Source organism: Novipirellula rosea (assembly GCF_039541335.1).
GTDB lineage: Bacteria > Planctomycetota > Planctomycetia > Pirellulales > Pirellulaceae > Novipirellula > Novipirellula rosea.
Window position 1 is genome coordinate 41,842 of sequence record NZ_BAABGA010000114.1, and the last position, 26,180, is coordinate 68,021.

The following is a 26,180-nucleotide window of genomic DNA, read 5'->3' on the forward strand; positions in this document are numbered from 1 at the left end:
CTGTGGGGGTGGCCATTCCGCGATCACGCCGTTTGTCGAGGAAACGCATTTGTATCGGTCAATAGGTTATCCTGTTTGCCGTTCAAAAACTTTTGCAAACACGAGATGGAATCGGCGATGAGTTCGAAGCAACATGTTCCCGCGACCGACATCACCCAGCTCGAAGAACTGATCAGCCGTCCGACGGAGGCGGTGATCTCGACGATGTTGCATTTGTCGGGCGATATCATCGTGCTCGGTGCCGGTGGAAAAATCGGGCCGTCGCTTGCCCGCATGGCCAAGCGGGCTTCGGATCAAGCCGAGACGACACGACGTATCATTGCGGTCTCTCGCTTCTCGGATTCTGCGAGCCGGAAGCGGCTGGAAGAATTTGGAGTCGAAACGGTCCAGGCGGATTTGCTCGATGCGGATCAGTTGAATGGACTGCCGGACGCAGAAAACATCCTTTACCTGGCGGGGCACAAGTTCGGAGTGACCGATAATCCGTCGCTCACTTGGGCGATGAATAGCTATTTGCCGGGAACCGTGATGCAGCGTTATCGCGATAGCCGCGTCGTTGCCTACTCGACCGGTTGCGTCTATGGACTGTCCGATTTGGTTCACGGTGGTGCGGTCGAAACCGATCCACTTAATCCAACGGACGAATACAGCATGAGCTGCGTGGGACGCGAACGGATGATTGAATATTTCAGTAGAACCAACAGCACGCCCACGTCGATTTTGCGGCTGAATTATGCGGTGGAGCCTCGCTATGGCGTCTTGGTCGATATCGCCAAGATGGTGCTTGCCGAGCAGCCGATCGATGTCACCATGGGGCATTGCAATGTGATCTGGCAGGGTGACGCCAATGCGATGGCGTTATCATCACTGGCCAATGTCAGCAGCCCGCCTTTTGTGGTGAACCTTGTTGGCCCCGAACTGCTGAGTGTCCGCGGGATCGCAGAATCATTCGGAGAATTGTTCGACAAACCAGTGCGTTTCGTTGGCACAGAGTCATCCTCCTGTCTGCTCACCAATGGGCAACGCTGTCACGAGATTTTCGGATATCCCGAGGTGCCAGTGCAAAAGGTGATCCAGTGGACGGCGGATTGGATATCACGCGGTGAACCCACGCATAACAAACCGACGGGGTTTCAAGTTCGCGACGGCCAATATTGACTCGCAACTCAGTGTTCACCCGAGTACCCGTCCCGCAATTCCACAGCACCGATAGAACCGATGGCTCAAACACTGGCACCTGCGATCCGCCAATTGCTTCTCGATGGAATCGCGATTCCAGCCTGCCCGCTGGCGTTGACGTCGGATCGGCGTTTCGATCCGCGTCGTCAACGAGCCCTGCTTCGCTATTACGCCAGCGCGGGGGCCGGCGGCGTTGCCGTCGCAGTCCATACGACTCAGTTTGAAATCCGCGATCCGCAACACGGATTGCTGCGGCCGGTACTCGAATTGACCGCCGAAGAATTGCAAAACACGCAGCAACTTCATGGCCGACCCATCGTGCGGATCGGGGGCATCGTCGGGCAAACCGAGCAAGCGATCGAGGAGGCTCAGTGGCTGCATGATTTGCAGTACCACGTGGGGCTACTCAGTTTGGCGGGGCATGCCGGTCGCAATCTCGACGAACTGATTTCGCACTGCCAGCGTGTTGCCGAAGTCATTCCGTTGATGGGGTTCTATTTGCAGCCTGCCGTGGGCGGTGTGGAGTTGCCGTACGCGTTCTGGCGACGCTTCGCTGAAATCGAAAACGTGGTCGCAATCAAAATCGCTCCTTTCAGCCGTTACCAGACGCTTGACGTGGTCAGCGCGGTGATCGATTCCGGACGCGAGGATATCGCGTTGTACACCGGAAACGATGACAACATTGTGTGCGATTTGTTGACCGAGTTTGTATTGCCGACGGCGCAGGGAGAGAAGCGGATCGCATTCTCCGGCGGGTTGCTTGGTCACTGGGCGTGCGGGACCCAGCAAGCGGTTATGCTGTTGGAGCGTTGCAAGCAGATCCGCAGGTCGGGGGCCATTCCCGCAGAAATGATGACCGAGGCGGCTCAAATCACGGATTGCAATGCAGCATTATTTGATGCCGCCAACGGATTCCGAGGCTGCATCGCGGGGATTCACGAGGTGTTGCGGCGACAGGGATTGCTCGAAGGAACGTGGTGTTTGAATCCCAACGAAACCTTAAGTCCTGGACAAGCCGACCAGATAGACCGAGTCTATCAAGCGTATCCCCACATGAATGACGACGCGTTCGTCGCCGAGCATCTCGATGTGTGGCTCAGCTAGCCCTGGCCAACCGGATCCCCCGTAGTGGATTTTGCTAAAAATCCTTCGATCGTGGGCTTCCGAAGTCGTCTCCAAAGTCAGTCTTTGATGACGGTTGACGGTTCAATCTGGGCCGCCAAAATATTGCTTCCACGTCCCCTTCGCAGGCTTTCTCTGCTGCCTTTACTCATCGTAAAACAGCTTTCCTGGTTCCCATTCTTCTCTACCATCGACACGGATCAAGACCGATAACGGCGGCATGGATGTGACTGCAACAATCTGTGTTCATCAGCGTTCATCTGTGGTTCAAAAAAATGAGGTGTGCAAGGCTCCGATTCCCAGTTCTTACTTAAAGACGAAACCGCAGATGGACACCGAGTAATTCTTTGACGCGCCGCGATCCATTTAACAACCTTGGAAACGGCTATAGCAATGAAAGCGGTTTGATAATTGATTCACTTGCATGAATTGCCCATTTGTAATGGGCACAAACACTCAGCGGTCGCGTGGTTGGGGTATAATTTGGCGATCAAAATTATCACGCAGTATCGTTTTCTCGGAATGCAACATGAAGAATCTTACAAAATCGAAGTCAAACGCCTCCAGCATCCACCGTCCGGCGCTCACCCGGCGACAGCTTCTAAAATGCGGCACCGCAGCGACGGTGGGAGTCATCGGTTGTCCCGCAATCGTTCGCAGCGCGTCCCTCAATTCGAAGTTGCAAGTGGCATGCATCGGCGTTGGTGGCATGGGCGCGCGGACGATGGAGAGTGTCGCGTCCCATCCCAAGGTTCAGATTACAGCACTGTGTGATGTCGACTCGAATTACCTGGATGCGGCCTCACGCAAACACCCCGATGCCTCTCGACATCAAGATTGGCGAGAATTGTTGGCTGACCATGCTGACAAATTTGATGCCGTTACGATTGGCACACCCGACCACATGCATGCCGCGCCCGCCGTTACCGCCATCCGTGCAAAAAAGCATATGTACTTGCAAAAACCGATGGCGAGTACACTGCATGAATGCCGCGTGATCACGACAGAGGCGGCTGCGGCTGGCGTTGTCACGCAGTTGGGAAATCAAGGTCGCTCGAGTATCGAGAGTCGGCACACGGTCGAACTGATTCGCAGTGGCGTCGTCGGCAAGATCAAGGAGGTGATCTTGTGGGAGAACAAGAAACTTAGCTGGTGGCCCAAGAATACCGACATCAGCGGCCGTGCTGACGCGGTCCCCGCCAGCTTGAATTGGGATCTTTGGTTAGGCGTGCAAACGCCTCGACCTTACTTCGCGAACACCTACCATCCGCAAACGTGGCGTGCTTGGTATGGGTTTGGTGTCGGCGAAATGGGCGACATGGGCTGCCACCATTTCGACATCAGTTTTGATGCGTTGAAGTTGACTGCACCACTTCGCGTGCGTCAGTTGACTCCGATTACGACCGGACCTCTTTGGGGAAAGCAGCGGCAGGTGGAACTCGTCTTTCCGGGCAGCGATATCACCGCCAGCGACACCGTCAAGGTGACGTGGCATGACGGCGAAAAACGACCTGATGCGAGCCGGATTCCATTGCCATCGGGAATCGACACGTTGCCGGAATCGGGCGCATGCTGGATTGGCGAAACAGGCACGATATTTAAGAACTATCGCCGAGGAATGCCGGTTGTCTTGCCCGAAGCGAAGTTTGCCGCCGACAAGAATCCGACTCATTTGACCAAGCAAGATCACTACCATGATTGGGTCGATGCCGTCATCGAAGGCCGCAAGGCGTGTGGCGACTTTAGCCATGGAGGCCCGCTGACGGAGGCCGTCTTGGTCGGCGCGATGGCCGATCGAGTCAGCACGGATTGGCTTCACTGGGACCGCGACAGCCAAACGTTCACCAATAGCCCGGAAGCCACTTCACTCGTCTCGCGAGCCTATCGAGATGGATGGAGCATCCCAGGTCTCGGCTAACCCGCCGGGCGGCGAAGCAAGAGATTGCAGGTGCGATTGTTTTTGACAAGGACTGTCGTTCGCAGTCCTTCTAGAAACGGAGTGTTTCTAGAAACAAGGCGTTGTCCAGCAGATGACACGGATCCGGTGAAGGCAGGGTGCGATAAATCGATTCGCACAACGGCTCCGTCTGACTCACTACGTGTTGACTTGACTTGAATGTGAGAAGGCGTCCATTTGGAGGACTGAAAGTAAGTCTTCTTCGTGAAACAACGTTACTGGTCTCCTTTCTGTAGTGCCAATCGCATCACAAAAAATTTGCCAGAGTCGAATTAGATTGCGTTCGCGTCAAATGGTTGCGTAACGATGTGTTGGTTCGTATCCTAATCAAAGCGTTTGGCTCGATATTCATCACTTTGAGGTGGTCAAGGCCAGACGCCCCCAATTTTGATAGGTCAATTTAAATGAAGTTTTTGCTTAGCACTTTGTTATTGTCTTCCGTGTTTGCGGTCGTTGGTTGCGATAGCGGTTCGTCGAGCAGTGTGGTTGTAGATAAGGATGCCCAAGCGATCGCTGACTATGAGGCGGCACAAGCACAGTCGCAGAAAGAAATCGAAGAGGCCGAAAAAGCCGCAAAGAAACCTGCTAATTAATTAAGCCAGCACGTTTCATCGTATTCTTGCAGCAACAAAAAACCTCAGCTCCCATAAAGGGGACTGAGGTTTTTTAATTTGTTCTTCTTTAGCTGGGCAGCGAGTCACACGCGACTTCGTGTTGACTCCTGTTCAGCTAAAACTCGCTGCTGATGACTTCTTTGGAAGCTCGCGTGCCGAGTGCGCCCCACAATCCATAAGGACTCTTCGAGCCTGGTGCCCGCGCGCCAGTTCCGCCGTCAACAACATTTCCGATTGTTTGATCGCCTGATTCGATCGAATCGGTGATGAACTTCACAGCGCCATCGCCCATTAGCACGTGAGTACCACCTTGGTGACGGCTCGATGTCGATGCCGACATGTTTCGATCCCATGAACTCATCCCACAGATTTCGGAGTTGGGTGGACGAATCGTTGTGAATTGCCCAAAGACAGGGAACGCGTCTGCCCAATGAAATCCACGACCATCTCCCGAGCCATCGGTGCCCACTGCCCAGAACTGTGGGCGGTTTGGATCAATACCCGGTTGGGTGTTGCGGCAATACAATGGGTCGGCGATGAAAGGCGATGCGTTGCTGTTGCCCGCAAGACGTCCACCGATGGTACGAACGTCCTTGTCGCCTAAGTCGGTGGCGATTTCGCCCATCGCAATGGTGTTCGCCGTGCCATCGAGAATGTCACGGAATCCCAGTTGCAAACCGAGGTGGAAAACCCCACGACCGCTCGCTCGGCTCCGCTGTGCAGTACCGCTAGAGGGCTGGTAAGGCAAAACACTGCCCGGCTTGTTCAAATATCCGTCACGGTTGTTTTGCGCAGAATCCCCCGTGCAAACAACATAATTCGTACGCCCCAAGGCCGGCAAACCGGTTCCGGGATCGCTCGGGCAACGCAATCCTGCGATTTCGGTCACCCAAGGGATATACTGAATTTGCCCCGGTGTCGGACCCATGGCCGGCCAAGGAATCGTGCCCCCAGGGTTGGTCGTCGTGGAACCATCGGTACGCCCCAACATTGGATTGCTGATCTGCTCCCACAAGGCTTGTTGCTCCATGAAAGGAGTCAGGCCCACGAGTGCACTTAACCGCATGTTGGTCGCATTATCCATGTTGATCCATGCGTTTTGCGGGGTCGGGGGGTGAGTTCCCGTACCGTGCATGGGCAATTTGTTATAAGCAGCGTGGTAGTTGTGCATTGCCAACCCCAACTGCTTAAAGTTATTACTGCAGCTCATTCGGCGCGCTGCTTCACGTGCCGCCTGAACGGCTGGCAACAAGAGTCCAACCAGGACTCCAATAATAGCGATAACAACAAGGAGTTCGACGAGCGTGAATGCCGCTCGCCGAGAAATTCGCTGAACCATCTACCTACCTTTTCACGTATGGGACAATTAAAAAATACAAAACCGAAGTTGGAATGCGTAAACCGCAAGAACAATCCGTGCTCAAATCGGCAATACAATTTGCTATTTGTGCGATTGTATGTCTGCCTAAATTATCTTCTATACAGACGTATCCCACAATACCTAGTTTCTTGTGGGAAGTTTTTTCCCTTTACTCGAGTCGACGATCGGTTGTGTGTGAACACCTCTGTTGCTGGTAAGTTTCGGTACGTCAAGGTTTCACATGGATGGTTTCTTCGACTCGCCTTTCTGCTTGGTGGTGTTGTCACACTCACTGTAGGGTGTGCAGACCCGAGTGCCGTCCCTTCGCAAGAACCGCAAGAGACTGTCTCTGGGGGGGAGGCGTCGTTAGCTCAGATGCAGGTTGCCTCGCAGCAACAACGCTGGAACGATGCCTGGAAGCATGCAGATGAGGTTTTGATCGCCCATCGGAACGATCCCGAAAAGATCGAGTTCGTTGCCCAGGTGGCGTTCAATTCAGGACGGCACTCCGAGGCGGCGGACTTGCTCGTCGAGGCCGCAAGGGTGGATCGTTGGGCGTCCGATGGACGGACTCAGCACGCGTTGACGGCACTGCTTAGTGTTGGACGGTTGTTTGAGGGGGTTGATCTGTTGCGGACTGCGGTCAAGCAGTCACCCGAGAAAAACGTGCTCAGGCGAACGTTATTTGATCTTCTGATCGCCACCGAACAGCATAGCGAAGCGGCGGTGCATCGCCGCCATTTGATCCGTTCACGGGACTTTGATTTGGATCTCTTGCTCGCCGCCTCTTCTTACGAGCGGCGGACCGAAGAGATCGCCTCGCTCGATCAAATGGTGTTGCGAAATCCAGGGGACTTGCGTCCGAAAATAGGAGCCGCGAAACAGCATCTTGACCAGGGACGGAACGATCAGGCCATCGCTTTGCTTCGCTCGATTACACAGAAGCACGCCGACTTCGTTGCCGCTCACGTTTTGCTAGGGAGGGCGCTCGTGCGGGTGGGGCGTTACGACGATCTAATCACTTGGTCAGAGTCGATCCCGGATGCGGCACATGCCGATTCTGACTTTTGGTTGACGATGGGCGATTGGGCAAGTCAAGAAGGCGACACGAGAACGGCACTCGCAGCGTATGGTCAGGCCGCGAAGATCGGCGGTGATCGCGTGGGCCCCTGGCAAAAACTCGCATCCCTGGTCGCAGGCGAATCGGGGCTCAGCAGAGATGTCTCCTTGATTAAAAATCGAGCGGATTTACTAATGCAATTGCGGCAGGATTATGCCGAAGGCAACACACGAGGAATCGACTCGCCCGAGACTGCACTTGCGATCGCAAAGACGACTCAGGATTTGGGATGGTTGTGGGAAGCCGAGGCGTGGACGGCGGTCGGGTTGACGATGAACGCTGTGACCGGTGAGCAAAAAGCAAAATTGGAACAACGGCGAGGTTCCATCATCGCTCAACTGCGGAACCAGTCGCCTTGGGACACCGAAATCGAAAACGTGACTTGGGATTGGTTGCCAGCGATCAGTGCTGGCGACGCGCTCGCGAAACTTGGCGGTCGTCGGACCTCGATCGAGTCAGCAGAGACGGCTTCACTTGGTGGCGGAACTGAGACGACTGGCATGCGGTTGCAATTCGCAAATGAAGCCGATCAGCGAGGTTTATCGTTCTTCGGACGCGCCGCAGATGACTTGAGTGAGCCGGGGGTACTGAATTCGCAGATGCTCGGGTGTGGTGGCGGTACAATCGATTACGATCTCGACGGATGGCCGGACGTGTACTTAGCCAACGCCGGTGGGACGCCGAAGCAAGAGGACTCCGCTGCAGGTGCAATGTTTCGCAATCGTGACGGATTTTTCCATGATGTCTCACGCAGCGGTGGCTTGATCGATCGTGGCTTTGGAACTGGTGTTTGTGTGGGGGATGTGAACGAAGATGGTTTTGACGATCTGTTGGTATTGAACTACGGTCGCAATCGGATCTGGATTAACAACGGGGACGGCACCTTCAACGATCATTCCGAGCGACTGCTGCCTGACGATGCTGTCTGGTCGACGAGCAGCGCGATTGCCGACATCAATGCGGATGGGCTGTGCGACATTGTGATCGCTAATTACTGTGCTGGGTTAGAGCCAGCAACATTGCACTGCCGCGTCGCCAATACCGACTTTATCCGCTCCTGTTCCCCAAACCAATTTCCGAGCGAACCTGATCATTTTTATGCGGGAACACCCGAGGGGCGGTTCATTGACGCGAGCGAGTCATGGAATGCCAAACCGGCGATTCTCGGTCGCGGTCTCGGGGTGGTTGCTGGCAGCTTTGACAACGTCCAGGGAATCGACGTCTTGATTGCCAACGACATGACGACCAATCACTACTGGAGTGCCACGACCAAGGGAGAATCGTTTCAGTTCAATGAGTCGGGATCGATTCGCGGCGTCGCGGCGGACGGGCAATCCCGATCTCAAGGTTCGATGGGCATCGCGGTTGCCGACTTTAATGATGACCAGATCGCAGACTTCTACGTCAGTAATTATGAGCACGAATACAACCTTCTTTCACTCTCGCAAGACGCCATTGGTTGGCGTGACCAGACGTCGATCATGCAGCTGGCCACGCCGACGATGCCATTGGTAGGTTTCGGCACTCAAGCGATCGACTTTGGCAACGATGGTAGCCGTGAATTGATTGTGACCAACGGGCACGTCGATGATTACCAGGCTGTTGTGCCTGCGTCGCGTTACGCTCAACCGATCGAGTTGTTCTCCCAGGATTCCAGCGGGCGATTTCATTCGGTGCGGGAGTCGATCGAGTGTGAATATTTCCAGTCGCCGCACATTGGACGTGCCTTGTGGACAATCGATGCGAACCGCGACGGCAAGACGGATGTCTTGGTGACTCACCAATCTGAACCCACCGCGTTGTTGGTCAATCGTACCGAATCGAAGCACGCCTACGTTTGCTTTCGCTTGGTTGCGAAACAGGATAGCCGAGCGGCGGTCGGAAGCGTCATTAAAATAAAAACGCAGAATGGGAAAGCTCAAGAGACCGCATTTTTGACCAGCGGCGATGGTTATCTGTGCAGCAACGAACGATGCGTTCGATTCGGACTTGGCGACGATCATGCCGATGTTCGTGCGGAGGTACGATGGCCAAGTGGCAAAATACAGGTGTGGTCCTCGTTGGCGGTTGATCGAGAATGGTTATTGATCGAGGATGAGGAAGCGTTTCCATTGGATCATAAACGGTGATTGCTCCCGATTTCGCCTGCCCCCGATTTCGTCTGGCCCCAATTTCGCCTGCACAACGACGCCGAATGAATTGTTCGCCTGCATTCATTCCTTAGGATCAAACATGGCTGTGATTAAATCATTCAGAAGCACGAACGGTACTGGGATCGCAACTGCAATTGCTTTGCTGATTTTGTTCGGTGGAATTGCTTTGACGACATTGGGATGTCGTCGTGAAGAACAAGAGACGCTCGCTGCCTCGGCACCCACAAGCACCAACGCGATTACCGCTTTCTGCTCGGATTGTCATGCTTTCCCCAACCCGAAAAGTTTTGACAAGGAACGCTGGCAGGAGGAAGTCGAACAAGGCATTCGGATCTATCGGCAATCGGGACGTACCGATCTGGTGATACCTGACCTTGCATCCACGGTTGAATTCTTCCGTGTCGATGCACCCGATGAAATTACCATTCCGATGCCCAGTCGCGTCGCGGACGAGCGTTTTATCGAGCGTGAGATCACATGGGAGGGTGCAGTGAAACCCACGTCGATATCAAGCGTCCGCGTGCTCAATGAACATGGGCAACGGCCGCGCATGTTACTGACCGACATGTGGACCGGGGCTCTGTCGCTCGGCGAGGCGGCCGAGGGATCAATACAAATCACTTCGCTCGGAGAGGTTTCCCATCCCGCTCATATCGAACCCGTTGATTTCGACAACGATCCGTTTGCGGACTATTTGGTTGCGGACTTAGGGACGCTGAACCCCCAGTCGGAAAAGCAGGGAAGCGTGTGGTTAATGCAAGGACAATCTAGTGGAGTCCCCAGACGACATCCCTTGAAGCTTGGCCTTTCACGCGTTGCCGATGTGCAAACGATGGACTACGACAGCGACGGCGATCTCGATCTGCTCGTGGCTGATTTCGGATTGCATTTTGTTGGCTCAATCTACTTGGCAACGAATCAAGGATCTTCGAGTGGCATTCCCAAATTTGAATGGCGAGTGATCGATCCTCGCCCTGGTGCAATTTTTCTACCAACGATTGATTTTGACCAGGATGGGCGAACCGATTTTGTGGCCGTGATGACTCAGCAATTTGAATCGATTGAACTGAAGCGAAATCTGGGCAACGGCGAGTTTGAAACGAATGTCATCTTCCAGGCGAATGACCCTTCCTCCGGAACCAGCGGCATCGAACTGGTAGACTTCGACATGGACGGCGATATCGATGTGCTCTACACCAATGGTGACACCTTCGATGACAATCTCGCCAAACCCAATCATGGAATCAAATGGCTCGAAAACGAAGGTGAGTTTCCATTCACGGTACACGACGTTGCGGCAATGCCTGGTTGCTACCGCGCCGTCAGCGGCGACTTAGATGGTGATGGCGATAACGATATTGCCGCAGTGGCCTATTTATCGAAGTACGAGGTTGCCAAATTCCCTCAGGATACTTTTGATGGGGTTGCTTGGTTCGAGCAGACCGAAGACGGAACTTTTCTGCGGCATTCTCTGCGGAAGAACGTCTGCCAAGCGGCTACCTGCGTACTGGTCGATTGGGACGTTGACGGTGACTTGGACCTGCTCGTGCCGCCGAGTTCTGCAGAACACGAAACGCAAGATTCGTTACTCCTTTTTGTGAATGAAAAATGAGCGAACGAAAACGCGAACGAAAACGGCGGGCCAGGCCGCAGACGTCCCATTCGCGCGAGCGGAAATCGGCGTCGGCTGCCAACGAGGACTCGAATCGAATTGACAAGATCAGCGAAAATGCAACGGACACTCATTCCTCCACACGCCGCTGGCGATTTAGAGGGATGTTTCTATCCTTGGTTGTTCTGATCGGAATCGGAGCCTATTGGGGCATTCCGACGTATCTGCTGCATCGTGGCGAGAATGCGCTGCAGGCGGGGCATTATGATGACGCCGAGCGTTATTTTGAACTGTCTCAGTCGTGGCCGTCGCAACGCAGCGCTGCGATACTCGGTCGAATCAAAGTCGCCCGTTTCACCGGCGAGACTTCGCGGGCGCTGGCGATGTTGGCAACGGCTCGAGCACAAGGAGTGAGCGAATCTCAGTCGAAGTTGGAGCGATCGCTCCTGCAAATTCAATGCGGACATTCCGAATCGATTGTCGACGAAGTCCCCTCGTTACTCGTGCAATTTCCTGAGCGAGGATCGGAGATACTCGAAGCCGTCGTCACACGATTTGCCACCCGAGGTGATCCTGAACGCGCACTTCAACATGTCAATGATTGGATCGAAGCCGATCCTGGGAACGCTCGCGCGTTAGCGCTTAAAGGAGAGATTCTCGCGACGCTTGGTAAGACAACGGAGGCGGAATCGTTTTTTCGACAAGCAATCCGGCTTAACCCAGCATTGCAGAAGGCTCGCTACTCTCTGGCCCGCCTTCTGAAACTCCTGGGCAGGTATGACGAGGCGATCGAATTGTTCGATGCTGAATTGCAGCACACTCCTCAGGACGTGCGTTTGCGTTTGCTTCGATGCGACACGTTGTTACAAGCACGGCGAAACCAGGAAGCGATTGAGGGACTCCGGGAGGTCATCAAGCTTGATGACCTCAATTTTCCCGCCCGTCATTCGCTGGCATCGGAACTTGCCGAACAAGGCGAATACGCGGAAGTCATTGAGACGCTGCAGCCATTGGTGAATGAGTTCAGCAACGATACCTCGATCAACTATTTACTCGCGACCGCTTACGACGATCAAGGCAACAGAGAGCGAGCGGAGCAGTATATGCAGCGATATCTAGACGGGCGGAAACACCTCGATGAACTCGCGTTGCAAACTCAGGGAGATGACATTGATTCGGCTGGCAGTCGTGTGTTGATCGAGATCGCCAAAGGCTATTTAAAATATCAGTGGGATCAGTCCGAAGTGTGGATTGTCAAAGCGATTCAGCGTTCATCCGGATCGCCCGAATCGTTTTTGTTGATGGCGGAGTTCCAACGCAAGAAAGGTGACAAAGAACGAGAGGCTGAGTACCGTCGCGCGGCTCGCAACGATTGACAATTAAACCCCGCATCGCTGTTCTGGCATGCTGAAGAATGGAGGGGCGGCGCTGATTTTTCACGTAGTCGATCTTGTGTGCTCGTTTCTAGAAACGGGGAGGTGTTTAACGCGATGGTGCTAGCCCCGAAGGACAACGCTGCGAAGCATTTTTTCTTAAAGAGATTGTGCTGATTAAGCGTAGCGGAAGTCGTCGAGACTTTCGTTACATGACGTATGCCCTCCGAACCTTTTGACGAGTTTCGCTACGAAATGCTTCACAGCGATACCCGAAGAGGATGGTGAGATAAATCGATTCGCACAACGGCTCGGTCTGACTCACTACGTGTCGACTTGACTTGGATGTGAGAAGGCGTCGAGTTGATTGAGCTAAAAAGTCCCCGTCTCAATACAATGCTGCTGACTGCCTTGCGGCTTTATTTTTCTCCGCTATCTACTCAGCGAATGGACTTGTGCGACCCATCGCAAGCAGGCATCTTCTTCGATAAGCCACAAGTGCAATCATTGATTCCCTTTCCTTCGAGAATTTTCTGCACGCACGATTCAATTCTCGACACCCGAGTTTTGGATTGCTTGGCGCTCGAGAAATGCAGTATGTATCCTCGTTGCCGTCCCGGCGTCAACGCATCAAACGCGGATTTAAGGGCAGGGCTTTCTTCAAGCTTTGACTGCAGTTCGTCGGGGATATTGATTACTCGGTCCGCTTGCAAATCGACCTTCGCACCCGCTTTCTCCAGTCCAATCGCTTCGTGAACATAAGATTTCAAGACAGTTTTTAGGCTGACAATTTCGCTCACGTTGGTGAACCGAATTAAACGCGCCGCCCGCGTGTTCTCGCCCGCTTTGCTGAGAATGTTTTTGGCATCTTCAAGCAAGGCACCTTTCATGAAGCTGATCGCACAATACTCCTTCAGGCCGCTGATGAGTATCACGTTTTTTCCCTGAAACGTATAACAAGGAACTCGCCACTTCATCACTTCGGTCAATTGGCAATCAAGAGCGATTGTTCTCAATGCCTGCAGTTCTTTTTGCCACTTTGGGTTTTCATGTAGGTATTCATCAACATTTTGACTTCGGTTCATAGTCAACTTTCGCTTACGGGATTAGTCATTTCGTTCGCTCATTTCGAGGGTAGAGTAATTGTTCGACGACATGCGTGACAATGATTGTAGAAAACTTCTTCGAGGCTGTCGATTTTGAGTGATCGGTGGCCGACGCACTGGTGGGGGTGACGACTTGGCTTGCTTGGTGAACGTGGTCGTTGTGTTACAGTTTGCATCGCACCTGATAAATCCGAAACCATGACTAGGCTGATCAGCCGGTACGATCCGCTGGATACTGCTCTCTTATGAAAGAATCACTCTCAACGGAACAAGCCAGAAAGCTGGTGTTGCAATCACAAAGGATTCCACCGACGCATCATACCGGTCGTGCTACGGAAGCGACGTTGGCGGCGATTGAACACCTGGGCTATATCCAGATTGACACCATCTCCGTCGTTCAGCGCGCCCATCACCATACATTGTGGAATCGCAATCCTCGTTACAAAGCGTCGCAACTCGATCAGCTGCTTTCCGATAAACAGGTCTTTGAATACTGGTCGCATGCGGCCGCCTACCTGCCGTTTCGTGACTACCGGTTCAGCCTGCCTCGCAAACATGCACTCGCAAGGGGGGATCAGAGTCATTGGTACAAACGGGATGAGAGGCTGATGAAATTGGTGCTTAAACGGATTGCCAGCGAAGGCCCATTGATGGCCAAAGATTTTGAGTATACGGGTAAGAAGATCGGTGAATGGCAAACCAAGCCCGCCAAACGCGCCTTGGAGTATCTGTTTATGCAGGGGGATTTGATGGTGCCGTACCGTGTGAACTTTCACAAAGTTTACGAGCTTACCGAGCGGGTTTTGCCGGAAGGCACCGACACCACGCTTCCTGATCCGCAGGAATATGCCCGGTTTCTAATTACACGCTTTTTGAGAGCAAATGGGTTGGGGCAGTCTACAGAAATAGCGTATCTGCTCAGCGGCACAAAGCGGCTCGTTTCCGCGACCTTGCAGGACATGGTCTTTAGCGGCGAGTTACTACAGATTCGTGTGGCAGATAAACTCTATTATGCGCTACCCTCCTCGCTGGAGCTGCTAGGCAAACCGTTGGCCCGCAGCAAGCTGAAGATACTCTCGCCGTTTGACAATCTTCTCATCCAACGCAATCGCATGAAGTCGCTGTTCGGATTTGACTATCTAATTGAGTGCTATGTTCCTGAGCCCAAACGCCGATACGGCTACTTTTCTCTACCCGTGCTGTGGGATGGGAAATTGGTCGCGAGAATGGACTGCAAAACCGAGAGGAAAGCGTCACGGATGCATATTTATCATCTCGCACTAGAGCCCATTGTCCAGAAAATCGATGCGTTGCTCCTTGCGCTGCGAAATGAATTGGAATCATTCCTGCAGTTCAACGGCTGCAACAAGCTCCAGTTGCACCGAACCTCTCCAGCAAGCGTTAAGCCAGAGTTGCAAATACTGATCAAAGATTTGACGCGATAGAGCCACTGTTCGGCCGTGATCGGCGCGATGCTCAATGACGTAATGAACACGAATCTACGTCGGCCCGTTAGTTAACTGCAAGCACGTAAAGCTCGAGCCCAAAGGTGTCGTCCGCTCAGTTATCAACGACAGCAAGTCGTCGCAATGCTGCCCGATGGGCGAAGAACCTTGGGCAACGTCGATAGCTCGACGACTGGTTCTTAAGTCGACCAAGTGCTCCTTCGTACGAAGCCGAATGCGGTCTCCCCCCTCATCGCGGCACCGTAGTCGAGGCAATCGCGTCGTTTTTTTGGCTCGCTATTTGCATTGACCGTGTTCATTGTCGTATGTCTTCGCGATTTCACGGTTTACGGATTTCAGCTCGATGAATTTTCGATCTCTGCTTTGGCCGCTTCTGATCGCTGCACTGATCTTTTCAGTGTCGGGGTTATTGGTGCCCTCGCTGAGTGTCCTGCTGCTGGTGTTCGCAGGACTGTTGTTCGGTGTCTTCATCAATGGGCTGGCCGATTTTGCGACGCGACATACGCCCCTCTCCTACCGCACTGCATTTTTGTTGGTGGTGACGGTGCTGTTGCTGATGATCGGTGGCGGCGTCTATTACTTGGGGGCGCAAATGGTTCAGCACGTCGATGAGCTCTGGAGTCAATTACAGACCTCACTGCAGGATGCGACCGAGCGATTGCGGCAGTATCAGTTTTCGAAGCAGTATCTGCCCGATTCCGAACAAGTGCAGTCGATGATGAGCCAGCAAGGAGATTCTGCATTTTCGAGTTTGCTGGGCGGTTTGCGATCAATCGGCTGGGCAATGACCGGAGCCATCGTGATCTTTTTCATAGGTGCGTATGCCGCTTATGAACCCCGGCTTTACTGTAATGGACTGATCAAGCTGTTTCCGAAGGAGCGACGGGGCCGTGTGTCGGATGTCTTGGATCAATTGCGTTCCGCACTGGGACGCTGGATCATCGGCCGCGTGATGTCCATGACACTCGTTGGTATCCTGACCGCGATTGGGCTGTGGTTTTTGAATGTTCCGCTGCCGATCACGTTGGGCGTTGTCGCTGCACTGTTGACGTTTATCCCCAATATCGGACCGCTGTTGGCAGCGGTCCCCCAAGTCCTATTGGCCTTGAATGTGGGAACTGAGACCGCAATCTATGTGATTGTTTTCAATCTCGCTCTGCAAGGTATCGAAAGCTATTTGATCACGCCGATGATCCAGCGACACGAGGTGACACTGCCTCCGATTTTGACCATTGCCGCACAGCTATGGATGGGCATCATTGTGGGAGTGATCGGAATCATGATGGCCGCGCCGCTGGTAGTCGTGCTGATGGTGCTGATTCAGATGTTGTACATCCGCGATCGCCTAGGCGATCCGAATCCCGGTGAGTTAACGTCGGACTAGGCAGTGGTGCTGTCATGATGCCCGCTTTCACCGCGACAGCGGTAGCTGTAGCGAGTCACCTCTCCCGGCGAAGCTGGGAGAGGTGACTGAAGGATGAAGCCGGAAGAAAAAACGGTGCTTTAAATCCAATTGTCAACATCAAACGTTTAGCAGCCCAGACTTGAGCCGCGTCTCATAAATGCAAACCGTATTTACTGCGCCGATGCCGTCACGGTTTGATTGACATGCGCGAGCACTTGGTCAAAGAAGGCTTTCTGAATATGCGATGGAGCTGCGTGCCCCATGTGCGGTTCATTGATCATTTGTTTCTCGCCTTGCAATGCGTTGTAGGCGGCGTAACAGCTTGACGGCGGACATACCCCGTCAATGAAGCCGACACTCATGATCGCTGCGGCGCGACATCGGGATGCAAAGTTCACTGCGTCCACGTACCGCGATGCTTCCAATACCTTTGCGTCGGGTTTGCCATCCTCGGTGTTGGGAACCAACTTGGGCCAACCGTTGACTCGGCCTACGACGATGCCGGTGTGATCGCAAATTGCGGGAACCCCCGGAGCGATCATCGTCACGCGTGGATCCAAACCGCCGGCGACAAGCGATTGTCCTCCTCCTTGGCTGTGTCCGATCACGACGACATCGCGACCATTCCACTGCGGTTGCGAAGTTAGGAAATCGATCGCACGCACAAGACGCAAATACATACCACGAAAATAACTGGTGTCGCGATCCTCGCGTCCGTCATAACGATAGCTCTTCAGCGGCCCGCCACTCATCTCGGCGTAAAACGCGTCGGGCTTTCCGTTGGGAATGCCATGCGCGTTGATGTCCATCGACAACATGCCTGCGTTCGCGCCCTTGACCGCGTTTCCTAAACTCGAGCTGCGGACGCCGGCGCCGTGTACCCACAGAATCGCCGGCAAACTTTTGGGCTTGGACTGTTTCGGTTTGGCAAAGTATCCCGACACGGGGGCACCGCCGAGACACGGCACTTGAACGTCAAAGCACTCAATCGATTCATCTTTGTGCTCGATTGCGGTTAGGGTTGCATCGGCCGGAATCTCAGCAAGCAGCCGCTTCTGTTCGTCCCAGTAAGCGTCAAAATCATCCGGCACCGGCATGCTCGGCTCGATCTCGAGCACCGAGAATCCTGCTCCCACAGCCGTCTTGATCGATTTTCCTTCGTTCGGTTTGTAAGTCACGGTGCAACGCAGAAATCCAGGCTTCACGCCCGTCACCACAACGCGAACGGGTGAGTCGCCGAGTGACAACTCGCCTTCGGGCAATCCAGCTGCTTTCCCGCTTTTGAGAAAATCATCGACGACGTAACTCACCGAGCCTTGTTCGACTGGTTGACCGTCCTTTTCCAGCGTGACAACGAAGCCGGCCTCGTCGCGGACGTCGTAGAGTGCGTCATCGCGGTCGGTAACCACGGTGAGTGAGAGTGTGTCGGCCGCGGCAGCGACTCCGCCAAGTAAAGACAGCGGGACACAGGCGAGGAGGAAAAGGTTGCGGCAGACGCCGATCGAGAGTGGACGCATCGTGATTTTCTTTCGTGGTAGGAAGCGAAGGAGGTGCTTTGCCAGGGCTGGAAATCAGAGGTTGTTGTAGCGGAAGTCGTCAAGACTTTCGTTGTATTTACCAAACGATCCGAATCTCCTGACGAGTTCCGTTAGCCTGGAATTTAACTTTGACAAAGCAATAGCAATGTTGGAGGGGGGAGGGAGGCTAGCCGATTTCGGTGCCCTAGGGCGTGTCGTCATGGCGTATCGCCCCACGGCATTGGGGATGGCGTTAAAGTATAGTGGAGTTCGCTGCGGCCTGCTGCTCGCAGCGATACGGAATCGAACTTCGCTCGACAAAATTGTTTGGTCGATCGACGCACGACGCCTGAAAGTTGCCACGGCGTTCTGTATTCTATAGACCCCCTCGATCTACTTACCCATTGGAATAAAACTGCCATGATTCGACGAACACATCTTGGGCTGGTGCTCGCATTTTCGATGCTTCCACTTTCGCTCGGCTACGCGGATGTCTCGCTGCCAGCAATTTTTTCGGACCATATGGTTTTGCAGCAAGATGCGAAGGTTCCTGTTTGGGGATGGGCCGACCCGGGTGAGGAAGTGCGTGTTGAGATCGGAGATCAGACGAAGACAGCGAAAGCGGGTGAAAACGGAAGTTGGTCGCTAAAACTCGATTCGCTGAAGCCGGGCAAACCCACCACGATGAAGGTCGCTGGGAAGAACGAGATCACGATCAACGATGTCTTGGTGGGCGAAGTTTGGCTAGGGTCGGGCCAGTCGAATATGGCAATGACGGTCAAGCGAGCGAATGACTATGCCGGTGAACAGAAGAAAGCGGACCTTCCATCCATTCGCATGTTCAAAGAAACCTCAGGCAGCTCGCCCACGCCGGCAAAAGCAGGCAACGGGGAATGGCAAGTTTGTTCGGCGGATACGGTTGGCGGTTTCTCTGCAACGCTGTTTTTCTTTGGTCGCGAAATTCACGCCGAAGCGAACGTGCCCGTCGGTTTGATCAATTCCTCAGTCGGCGGCACACCGATCGAAGCGTGGATCGATGCCGACGCGCAGCGTGCTGACCAAAATTTGCAACCGTTCATTGCCGCATCGCAAGGACGAAAACCAGTGGATGTGGCGACTCTAAAAGCGAATTACGAACGGGCGCTCGAGCGTTATCAAGCCGCAGCGAAAAAGGCAAAGGCCGAAGGAAAGCCGCTTCCCCGAAAGCCTCGTGATCCTGTTGCGGCACAATCTCGCAAAGGCAACGTGGGCGGATTGTTCAACGGTAAAATTGCTCCGTTGATCCCGTATGCGATTCGTGGTGCGATTTGGTATCAAGGCGAAGCGAACTCAACCCCCGAAAAGGCAAAGTATTATCAGTATCAATTGCCTTTGTTGATTCAAGATTGGCGGAAACGCTGGGGCTATGATTTTCCGTTCGCTTGGGCTCAGTTGCCGAATTACTCCGGCAATGGGCGTGATTGGCCGACTGTTCGCGAAGCGATGCTGAAGACGTTGTCGGTTCCCAAAACGGGGATGGGAATCAATATCGATATCGGTGACACGAAAGACATTCATCCCAAAAACAAGCAAGAAGTCGGGCGTCGACTTGCTCTGTGGGCACTCGGTACGGTTTATGAAGCCGAGGTAGCGGCCGTCTCGGGCCCGCTGCCAAATGGTCATGAGGTCCAGGGTGATAAGATCGTCGTTCGCTTTAAACATGCCGAAGGACTCGAGTCGAGCGGCGGACCGCTGGTCGGATTCGAGATCACCGGCGACGGCGAAAATTGGCACCCCGCCGAAGCAGAGATCGATGGTGAAAGCGTCGTCGTTTCGAGCAAAAAGGTCGACCAACCGACTGCGGTTCGCTACGCCTGGACCAACGACCCTAAAACGAATTTGTTCAACGGAGCCGGATTGCCCGCAACTCCCTTCCGAACGAATCCGTAGTTCGACAACCGCAGTGTGCCTCCACTCTCCACCGTCCTCACTCCACCCTCCTCACTTTCCCCTCCCCATCCCGCCGCAGGTTATTCGCGATGTTTGATCGACGCCAGTTTATTGGTTCGCTTGCCGGAACAGCGGCACTCACGGTTTCTTCTCGTTTGGTGGGGGCAGCGGAGTCGGTAACGCGTGATCCCGTAAGCGACTTGACCACGCGATTGAATCCCAAAATCGACAAGTCGCGTGAGGTGGCACTCGGTCTGTTGAAACCGTCGGCGGCCGAGCTGGAGCGTGGATTGAAATTGCATGCCGAATCAATCGTGTTTGATGCGTATGGCTTTGGCCCACGTGCAGCGATCGACGGAGCGGAATTTGCTGCTCAGGCGGAAGCGGGCGCATCAGTGGAGGAATTGAAGGATTTGCGTGAAGAGATGACGATGACGCGGTTCGTGACCGATCCGGTTGAGCAACAAGAATTCCGGGACGCGTGGCGAGCATCCGGAGTGACTTGCGTGTTCAACAATGCAGGCGAGGAAGGCCAGGATCCGCTACGGTTGATCAAGCGATTGGCGCGTCACACTTACGCGACCGATCTGATGCGAGGTTTCGTGTCCAAGGCGGCGGTGCCAAGCGACGTTACCACGGCGAAGCAGGAAGGACGGCATTGTTACTACTTCACCGGCAACGGCGTCCCGTTGGCACAGCAGTGGTTGTCGGTCGAAGATGAATTGCGTTACGTCCGCATCTTCCACCAGCTGGGGATTCGGATGATGCATTTGACCTACCAGCGTCGTAACATGATTGGCGACGGTTGTGGTGAAAAGAGTAACGCGGGGCTGAGTGATTTCGGGCACAGTGCGATCGCGGAGATGAATCGCGTGGGGGTGATTCCCGATTGTGCTCATAGTGGATGGCAAACGAGTCTCGAAGCGGCGCAGTCGTCGTCGCGTCCCGTGGTGGCAAGCCATTCAACATGCGAAACGCTCTATTCACATTTCCGCAGCAAACCGGACAATGTGATCAAGGCGATTGTGGATTCGGGCGGCTACATTGGGATGTGCTGCATCCCTCGCTACCTTGGAGGAGATGGGAACATCAACGCCCTGTTGGATCACATCGACTATGTGATCAAAAAGTTTGGTCCAGACGCGGTCGCGATCGGCACCGATGTTTCTTACACGTCGCAAGCGTCGGTTGCCGAGCAGGCAAAAGTGCCTAAGCGATCACGTCAACGCGAAGAATTCAGAATGCTGTGGCCGAAAGATAATTTCAAAACCACGGCAGCCATGAACGAAAGCGTCGCGTGGACGAATTGGCCGTTGTATACAGTTGGACTCGTCCAGCGTGGCCACAGCGACGAAGTGATTCGTAAAGTCATTGGCGGAAACGTAATGCGGGTGCTCGAACAATCGATGGAAAGTCGTTGATCGCTTAGCAATCAGAACGATGAATCGGGGAATGAACCACGACATCAAAGGATCCGACGTCCCTTGGCCGAACGCGGTGAAGCATTTCGTAGCGGAACTCGTCAAGAGTTTCGGGGAGCCACTCGCAGTGAATCGAAAGTCTTGACGACTTCCACTACGCTAAAAATGCACAAACCTTATAAGGGAAAATGCTTCACAGCGTTGCCTTTAAGAACTGTTCGGAAATAACTTCGTCAATCGAGTTTTGTTACAAATCACGCTGGTGAAGTGTTTTCTCTGTAGTGGACGAGGCTACGAGTCCCGTCGTGCCACTAAGTCGCTGGGACTCGTAGCCTCGTCCACTACCTCCAAAGCTGGCAGTTGACCTACGCCACTTCCAGTAAAGCTCAAGCGAAACGACCTAAACGCTACCGGAGGGTTCGTGTCATTCGGGAAACATTTGAATTGACGAAGTTATTTCCGAACGTTTGCTTAGCCGAGATCGCGTTCGTCAATACCGTCCTGTTCACTCAATTCCTGTTTCGTGATTGACATTCCTACGTGTCGTAACATCCAACGCAGCATCAGGAATGAACAGGTAGTGACCGCGATCATGGAAAAGCAAAACACTAACCCGGCAGCTTTGTCCCAGCCATTGCGTTGCACCATCAGATAGCAAGCGGCGTAAGCAGCGCCGCCGCCAATGCCCAGCGACATCAGACTGACCATCCATCCCAACAAAGTGAAGTTGCTGAAGTCGATGTCGAGCTCATTGATCGCTCCGCCAATGCGGTCAGCGATCTCATCGGATTTGTTTGTCATGGATCCATTGCCAAAGGAAAAGTGAACATCGGCGACACGTCTATCCAGATCGTCATTTGCGTTTCGTAGCTACGCTCGCCAGAGCGTGGATTGTTGGCATCCCGTGCGAATGACCACCTGCTTGAAGAAAGAAAGCAACCCGAAAATCGTTCACGGCGTTGGGCAGAGCCTTGGAGCCAGAATGCGGGAAAAAATCACCATCGCCGAACGACTTTCACGTGGCGTGCGTCGGACGATTATACTTATTCCCCTGGCTGATCCCTCCGAAAAAATCTTCCCACCTGCCCTGATAGGTTTTCAATGTTGCGACCACTGCGGATTCCCCTATTCGCCATCTTGTTCATGCTCGTTCCAGTTGTTGCATCAACGGCGGAACCAATGGGCGATTCCACGTCCGAGTCGATGATTTCGCGGGTGGTGTTTGGGTCTTGTATCCAACAGGATCGTCCGACACCCATTTTTCCGATGATGTTGCAAGCCGAGCCACAATTGTTGTTGTTCCTCGGTGACAATATTTACGCCGACACATCGGACATCAACGTAATGCGGGCAAAGTACGGCGTGCTGGCTGAAAACAAAGGATTTCAAGCGTTGCGATCGTGTTGTCCGGTCATGGCGACTTGGGATGATCATGATTATGGGCTGAATGATGGCGGCGCGTCTTACCCCGAACGCGACGCGGCTCAACAAGCGTTTCTGGATTTCTGGGGAGTTCCAGCGGACTCACCCAAGCGTCAACAAGCGGGAGTTTATGATGCCAAGGTCTTTGGGCCCCCGGGAAAACGCATCCAAGTAATCATGCTCGACACCCGCTACTTTCGTTCGCCACTAAAGACGGGGCCTCGGCAGGTCGGTGGCCCATATTTGCCGGACGAAGATCCTGAGAAAACGATGCTGGGCGAAGCTCAATGGCGGTGGCTCGAGGAGCAGCTTCGATTGCCAGCGGAGGTGCGGGTGATTGCCTCAGGAATCCAGGTGGTCGCGGAGGCTGCAGGTCAAGAAACATGGGCCAATTTGCCGCACGAACGGCAGCGACTTTTCGATCTGGTGAAAAGCACTGATGCGGGTGGCGTGGTGATCGTCAGTGGAGACCGACATTGGGCCGAGGTGTCCGTCGCCAACGACGATGTGGATTATCCGTTGATCGATGCCACTTCGAGCAGTTTGAACCAGAAGCATCCGCGAGGAACACCGACACGCAACCAATTTCGCGCCGTCGAGCAAACCTATCACGAAGAGAATTTTGGCGTGATTTCGGTAGATTGGAACGTGGTCGATCCCAAGGTAACGATCGACATTGTCGATATCGCCGGCAAACCGCAGATCAAGAAATCGATCCGGCTCAGTGAATTGCAGCCAAGGTAAGTGTCTTTCAGCATACCTTTCTCGTAGCGAAACTCGCCAAGAGTTTCGGCCGTCCTTGGATCGACGAAAGTCTTCGCGACTTTCGCTACCGAAGGATTGCCGGCGCTAGTTTTTATCAAGGCTATCGAGCGTTTTCCGGATCATTTTTTGCATCTCGGGATTATCGGGATGTTGCTCCAGCATATCGCGCAATTGAGCCTTCATCATTTCCTTGGCATCAAGCTGGACGACATCGACGTCGTGCGAGAAGGCGTCGGCGATGGAAGATGCCGTTGCTACGCCGCCGCGAACGTCCGTCGCCGCGGTCACGTTGCCCGCGATTTTCTCGTACCGTTTGATCTTTCGAACGAGGTCCGGAGCTTGCTGTTGTAGCTCGTCCCACGACTTCGCGGTGTAAACCTTTTCATTGACACTGCCATCGGCGTTTTTGTCGCGGTCACGCACACGCACTTCGATTCCCTCGTCACTGCTCTCGCGAACCGCAATCTTTTGGTTCTTGTCGATCACATCCATTTTCGTCGACGTGACGCCGCCTTCGGAGTGGACCGATCGCGAAATTTTGATGTCGTTGACTTGGATGCTCGACGTGGACGAAGCTTGATTGGATGTCGTTGTGCTCTTATTTATCTTGTCGTATCGACGATCGGGCTTGTTTTGGCCAGCGACTTTGGCCGCGCCGGAACTTGAAGCCTCGTTCGACTTTACCTCTTTGCCATTCCGCATTTTAAGCGATGTTGTTTTGCCATTGGCGGCACCTGAACCGGCGGCGTTTCCGTTGGCCGTTCCTGTCACGGTGCTGGTGCTACGCGTATCACCATCGCCCGAGCTTTGCGACGAAGACGAGCTGGTGACCGTGGCCGACGATGTTTGTGTGTCTTTCTTGTACTTGTTATCGGCCTTGTACTTGTCATCAGCATGAGTCCAGGGGGTCAGGACGCACAACATCAGCAGCGAAACCACCGTGTGAATGACGCGAGTACGACGCGACGGACCATTAAAGCGTTTCATGGTTTTTAGCCTTTCCGAGAGGGAGCGAAATGGTTCACTGCCGGCCATCGATAGGATGGCCGGGGATGGTGATGTGCGAGGGGGCGGTTCCAGCAGTTCAATCAGCAATCGAGCGTAAGTGGCTAGGTCAACGCGAGCGTAACCAATCGCGTCCCAATCGCATGCGGATTCAACCGCAACGCGGTACCGCCGACGAGCGAGCCATAGTGGAGGGAAGAAAAACAAGACGGCACACACCAACGTGACCAGGGCATTCCAGTGCAGGTCCGATCGTCGGTGGTGGGCGAGTTCGTGAGCGATCGCGGCGCGGCAAGCTTCGTCGCCATGTCGTTGCTGAAAATCCGCAGGCAGCACCAGTAACACGCGTCCGCTGAACACGAGTGCCGGACTGGTAAATCGATCGTTGAGCTGCAACACCGGAGGATGCCGAACTCCCATTCGATCTGCGGTTTCACGATACATCGTTCGCAGCGATTTCGGAATGTTTCCTGCTTTCCCACGACGCAATTGTGTTCGTAGTGCGGCGTGGTGATGAAGCAAAAGAACCAATTGCAAGACGAGACCTGTCGCCCAAAGCAGAAAAAGCCACAAAGTCGTATTGGCAACGGGGAAAAACGCTGGTGTCTCAGTCGTTGACTCTTGTGATGAAGCGATTTGTGCGACGGAGCTGAACTGAGGCGACGTTTCGATGCCAGTGTTGCTGGTCAAACGATCCGGTGACGGAGTGACCGCTTCGAGTGGCGCAGCCTGGATCACGGTTGGAAATGATACGAGGTGCAACGAATTGCCCACAATGCTGGGTAGCGGCAAGGCAATCGGCAAACAGAAAACGAAAAGGCACTTGATAAATGTCAACCGCCACAGCCACGAACGATGCTTTGGCGTCAGCCACGTTGTCAACGATTCGATGCACCACAATACAACGACTGCAATGGTCATCGGCAGCAGAGTTCGCTGCATCGCATCGGACCAAACCGTCAACCAATCGTTCATGATGGCTCCTTCGCGTTGGTCTTTGCACTGGCTTCCAACTCGTTAACGATTTGCTTCAATTGAGCTAATTCGTCGGGAGGGATCGACTTGGCGTCGTTCAGGTAGGCAACAAACGGAGCAACGGATCCGCCGAGAACTCCTTGGACAAAGTCCGAGACCAAATGTTGCAAGACAGACGATCCCGATCGCTTGGGGCTGTAGTGATAGACGTTGCTAATCTTTTTGCGAGTCAGGAACCCCTTCTGCTTTAATCGGTCCATCACCGTCAGCACGGTTGTCCTCGCCTGGCCCGTTTTTTCAAACCAATACGTTGCTACTTCACGCACCGTGACGGGATGATTCGCATCGATAAACTGCAGGATTTCAAGCTCGACACGCCCAAGTGTTGGAGCGCGTCCCTTGGAGGGCGATTGGGACATACACAGCATTCCGAACGAAAAACGCATTGGACTACATCTGTCGTCAGGTTATCGCTGACTACAGGTGAAGTCAAGCGAAAAGCTGCGTAAAAATAGTGGTTTCGCGGATACCGCTCTTTTAGCGAAGAAGCGTCGGAACAAGAGTGTCGTGGATCGCTTGGGACGCATTCGGTCGTAGCGGAAGTCGTCAAGACTTTCGTTTTCTGGGATGACCGAAACTCACGCACCAGTTCCGCGACCTCGGAAAAAGATTCGCCCGA

The 26,180-nt window shown here is 53.8% G+C and carries 18 protein-coding genes; 12 read left to right on the forward strand and 6 right to left on the reverse strand.

All coding sequences use genetic code 11. From position 1 onward, the window contains the following. The first annotated feature begins 117 nt into the window (after nt 1-117). The 4 genes from ABD971_RS32150 (at nt 118) to ABD971_RS32165 (ending at nt 4,851) form a co-directional block, all read left to right on the forward strand. The gene (locus ABD971_RS32150) at nt 118-1,158 is read left to right on the forward strand and encodes an NAD-dependent epimerase/dehydratase family protein (RefSeq protein ID WP_339945226.1); all 1,041 of its coding nucleotides are present in this window, start codon (nt 118-120) and stop codon (nt 1,156-1,158) included. Between the two features lie 60 nt (nt 1,159-1,218). Then, a complete protein-coding gene (locus tag ABD971_RS32155) occupies nt 1,219-2,283 on the forward strand; it encodes a dihydrodipicolinate synthase family protein (protein ID WP_345327801.1) in 1,065 nt (354 codons plus the stop codon). Nucleotides 2,284-2,830: 547 nt separating this feature from the next. Then, complete coding sequence (locus tag ABD971_RS32160) at nt 2,831-4,219, forward strand: Gfo/Idh/MocA family oxidoreductase (RefSeq protein ID WP_345327802.1); 1,389 nt, start codon at nt 2,831-2,833, stop codon at nt 4,217-4,219. A 443-nt stretch (nt 4,220-4,662) separates the two neighbouring features. Continuing rightward, the gene (locus ABD971_RS32165) at nt 4,663-4,851 is read left to right on the forward strand and encodes a hypothetical protein (protein WP_345327803.1); all 189 of its coding nucleotides are present in this window, start codon (nt 4,663-4,665) and stop codon (nt 4,849-4,851) included. 136 nt (nt 4,852-4,987) lie between these two features. On the opposite strand, the gene ABD971_RS32170 is transcribed toward ABD971_RS32165, so the two are convergent. Then, on the reverse strand, nt 4,988-6,211 hold the full coding sequence (locus ABD971_RS32170; RefSeq protein ID WP_345327804.1) for a DUF1559 family PulG-like putative transporter: 1,224 nt from the start codon (nt 6,209-6,211) through the stop codon (nt 4,988-4,990). A gap of 216 nt (nt 6,212-6,427) precedes the next feature. Between ABD971_RS32170 and ABD971_RS32175 the strand changes: the two genes are divergently transcribed. The 3 genes from ABD971_RS32175 to ABD971_RS32185 all read left to right on the forward strand — a co-directional run bounded on the left by ABD971_RS32175 (nt 6,428) and on the right by ABD971_RS32185 (nt 12,493). After that, nucleotides 6,428-9,481, forward strand: a complete 3,054-nt coding sequence (locus tag ABD971_RS32175; protein ID WP_345327805.1) for a CRTAC1 family protein — start codon at nt 6,428-6,430, stop codon at nt 9,479-9,481. Nucleotides 9,482-9,584: 103 nt separating this feature from the next. After that, the gene (locus ABD971_RS32180) at nt 9,585-11,117 is read left to right on the forward strand and encodes an FG-GAP repeat domain-containing protein (protein ID WP_345327806.1); all 1,533 of its coding nucleotides are present in this window, start codon (nt 9,585-9,587) and stop codon (nt 11,115-11,117) included. Further along, a complete protein-coding gene (locus ABD971_RS32185) occupies nt 11,114-12,493 on the forward strand; it encodes a tetratricopeptide repeat protein (RefSeq protein ID WP_345327807.1) in 1,380 nt (459 codons plus the stop codon). Before ABD971_RS32180 ends, ABD971_RS32185 begins: the two co-directional genes overlap by 4 nt. Before the next feature lie 437 nt (nt 12,494-12,930). On the opposite strand, the gene ABD971_RS32190 is transcribed toward ABD971_RS32185, so the two are convergent. Next, entirely contained in the window at nt 12,931-13,575 is a 645-nt protein-coding gene (locus tag ABD971_RS32190; RefSeq protein ID WP_345327808.1) for a YdeI/OmpD-associated family protein, read from the reverse strand. Nucleotides 13,576-13,841: 266 nt separating this feature from the next. Here ABD971_RS32190 and ABD971_RS32195 point away from each other — a divergent pair, with 266 nt between their 5' ends. Further along, complete coding sequence (locus ABD971_RS32195; protein ID WP_345327809.1) at nt 13,842-15,041, forward strand: winged helix-turn-helix domain-containing protein; 1,200 nt, start codon at nt 13,842-13,844, stop codon at nt 15,039-15,041. A 364-nt stretch (nt 15,042-15,405) separates the two neighbouring features. Then, a complete protein-coding gene (locus tag ABD971_RS32200) occupies nt 15,406-16,446 on the forward strand; it encodes an AI-2E family transporter (RefSeq protein ID WP_345327810.1) in 1,041 nt (346 codons plus the stop codon). Nucleotides 16,447-16,637: 191 nt separating this feature from the next. Here ABD971_RS32200 and ABD971_RS32205 read toward each other — a convergent pair whose 3' ends face one another. Further along, nucleotides 16,638-17,984, reverse strand: a complete 1,347-nt coding sequence (locus ABD971_RS32205; RefSeq protein ID WP_345327811.1) for an acetylxylan esterase — start codon at nt 17,982-17,984, stop codon at nt 16,638-16,640. Nucleotides 17,985-18,404: 420 nt separating this feature from the next. On the opposite strand from ABD971_RS32205, the gene ABD971_RS32210 reads away from it, so the two are divergent. Continuing rightward, on the forward strand, nt 18,405-19,913 hold the full coding sequence (locus ABD971_RS32210; protein ID WP_345327812.1) for a sialate O-acetylesterase: 1,509 nt from the start codon (nt 18,405-18,407) through the stop codon (nt 19,911-19,913). A gap of 89 nt (nt 19,914-20,002) precedes the next feature. After that, nucleotides 20,003-21,334, forward strand: coding sequence for a dipeptidase (locus tag ABD971_RS32215; RefSeq protein WP_345327813.1), 1,332 nt, complete (start codon nt 20,003-20,005; stop codon nt 21,332-21,334). Nucleotides 21,335-21,805: 471 nt separating this feature from the next. Here the strand turns inward: ABD971_RS32215 and ABD971_RS32220 are convergent, their stop codons facing one another. Continuing rightward, nucleotides 21,806-22,135: a hypothetical protein gene (locus ABD971_RS32220; RefSeq protein ID WP_345327814.1), complete on the reverse strand. Its 330-nt coding sequence runs from the start codon at nt 22,133-22,135 to the stop codon at nt 21,806-21,808. 300 nt (nt 22,136-22,435) lie between these two features. On the opposite strand from ABD971_RS32220, the gene ABD971_RS32225 reads away from it, so the two are divergent. After that, nucleotides 22,436-23,500, forward strand: coding sequence for an alkaline phosphatase D family protein (locus ABD971_RS32225; RefSeq protein WP_345327815.1), 1,065 nt, complete (start codon nt 22,436-22,438; stop codon nt 23,498-23,500). Between the two features lie 105 nt (nt 23,501-23,605). Here the strand turns inward: ABD971_RS32225 and ABD971_RS32230 are convergent, their stop codons facing one another. Both ABD971_RS32230 and ABD971_RS32235 read right to left on the reverse strand, forming a co-directional pair. Then, on the reverse strand, nt 23,606-25,501 hold the full coding sequence (locus ABD971_RS32230; RefSeq protein ID WP_345327816.1) for a M56 family metallopeptidase: 1,896 nt from the start codon (nt 25,499-25,501) through the stop codon (nt 23,606-23,608). Further along, nucleotides 25,498-25,920 (reverse strand): BlaI/MecI/CopY family transcriptional regulator, encoded by a 423-nt coding sequence (locus tag ABD971_RS32235; RefSeq protein WP_345327817.1) that lies wholly within the window; start codon nt 25,918-25,920, stop codon nt 25,498-25,500. The genes ABD971_RS32230 and ABD971_RS32235 overlap by 4 nt, the downstream gene beginning before the upstream one ends. Nucleotides 25,921-26,180: the final 260 nt, after the last annotated feature.

Excerpts from the sequence above, each read along its gene's own strand:
- ABD971_RS32150 (WP_339945226.1), top strand. The coding sequence starts at position 118 with ATGAGTTCGAAGCAACATGTTCCCGCGACCGACATCACCCAGCTCGAA.
- ABD971_RS32155 (WP_345327801.1), top strand. The coding sequence starts at position 1,219 with ATGGCTCAAACACTGGCACCTGCGATCCGCCAATTGCTTCTCGATGGA.
- ABD971_RS32160 (WP_345327802.1), top strand. The coding sequence starts at position 2,831 with ATGAAGAATCTTACAAAATCGAAGTCAAACGCCTCCAGCATCCACCGT.
- ABD971_RS32165 (WP_345327803.1), top strand. The coding sequence starts at position 4,663 with ATGAAGTTTTTGCTTAGCACTTTGTTATTGTCTTCCGTGTTTGCGGTC.
- ABD971_RS32170 (WP_345327804.1), bottom strand. The coding sequence starts at position 6,211 with ATGGTTCAGCGAATTTCTCGGCGAGCGGCATTCACGCTCGTCGAACTC.
- ABD971_RS32180 (WP_345327806.1), top strand. The coding sequence starts at position 9,585 with ATGGCTGTGATTAAATCATTCAGAAGCACGAACGGTACTGGGATCGCA.
- ABD971_RS32185 (WP_345327807.1), top strand. The coding sequence starts at position 11,114 with ATGAGCGAACGAAAACGCGAACGAAAACGGCGGGCCAGGCCGCAGACG.
- ABD971_RS32190 (WP_345327808.1), bottom strand. The coding sequence starts at position 13,575 with ATGAACCGAAGTCAAAATGTTGATGAATACCTACATGAAAACCCAAAG.
- ABD971_RS32195 (WP_345327809.1), top strand. The coding sequence starts at position 13,842 with ATGAAAGAATCACTCTCAACGGAACAAGCCAGAAAGCTGGTGTTGCAA.
- ABD971_RS32200 (WP_345327810.1), top strand. The coding sequence starts at position 15,406 with ATGAATTTTCGATCTCTGCTTTGGCCGCTTCTGATCGCTGCACTGATC.
- ABD971_RS32205 (WP_345327811.1), bottom strand. The coding sequence starts at position 17,984 with ATGCGTCCACTCTCGATCGGCGTCTGCCGCAACCTTTTCCTCCTCGCC.
- ABD971_RS32210 (WP_345327812.1), top strand. The coding sequence starts at position 18,405 with ATGATTCGACGAACACATCTTGGGCTGGTGCTCGCATTTTCGATGCTT.
- ABD971_RS32215 (WP_345327813.1), top strand. The coding sequence starts at position 20,003 with ATGTTTGATCGACGCCAGTTTATTGGTTCGCTTGCCGGAACAGCGGCA.
- ABD971_RS32220 (WP_345327814.1), bottom strand. The coding sequence starts at position 22,135 with ATGACAAACAAATCCGATGAGATCGCTGACCGCATTGGCGGAGCGATC.
- ABD971_RS32225 (WP_345327815.1), top strand. The coding sequence starts at position 22,436 with ATGTTGCGACCACTGCGGATTCCCCTATTCGCCATCTTGTTCATGCTC.
- ABD971_RS32230 (WP_345327816.1), bottom strand. The coding sequence starts at position 25,501 with ATGAACGATTGGTTGACGGTTTGGTCCGATGCGATGCAGCGAACTCTG.
- ABD971_RS32235 (WP_345327817.1), bottom strand. The coding sequence starts at position 25,920 with ATGTCCCAATCGCCCTCCAAGGGACGCGCTCCAACACTTGGGCGTGTC.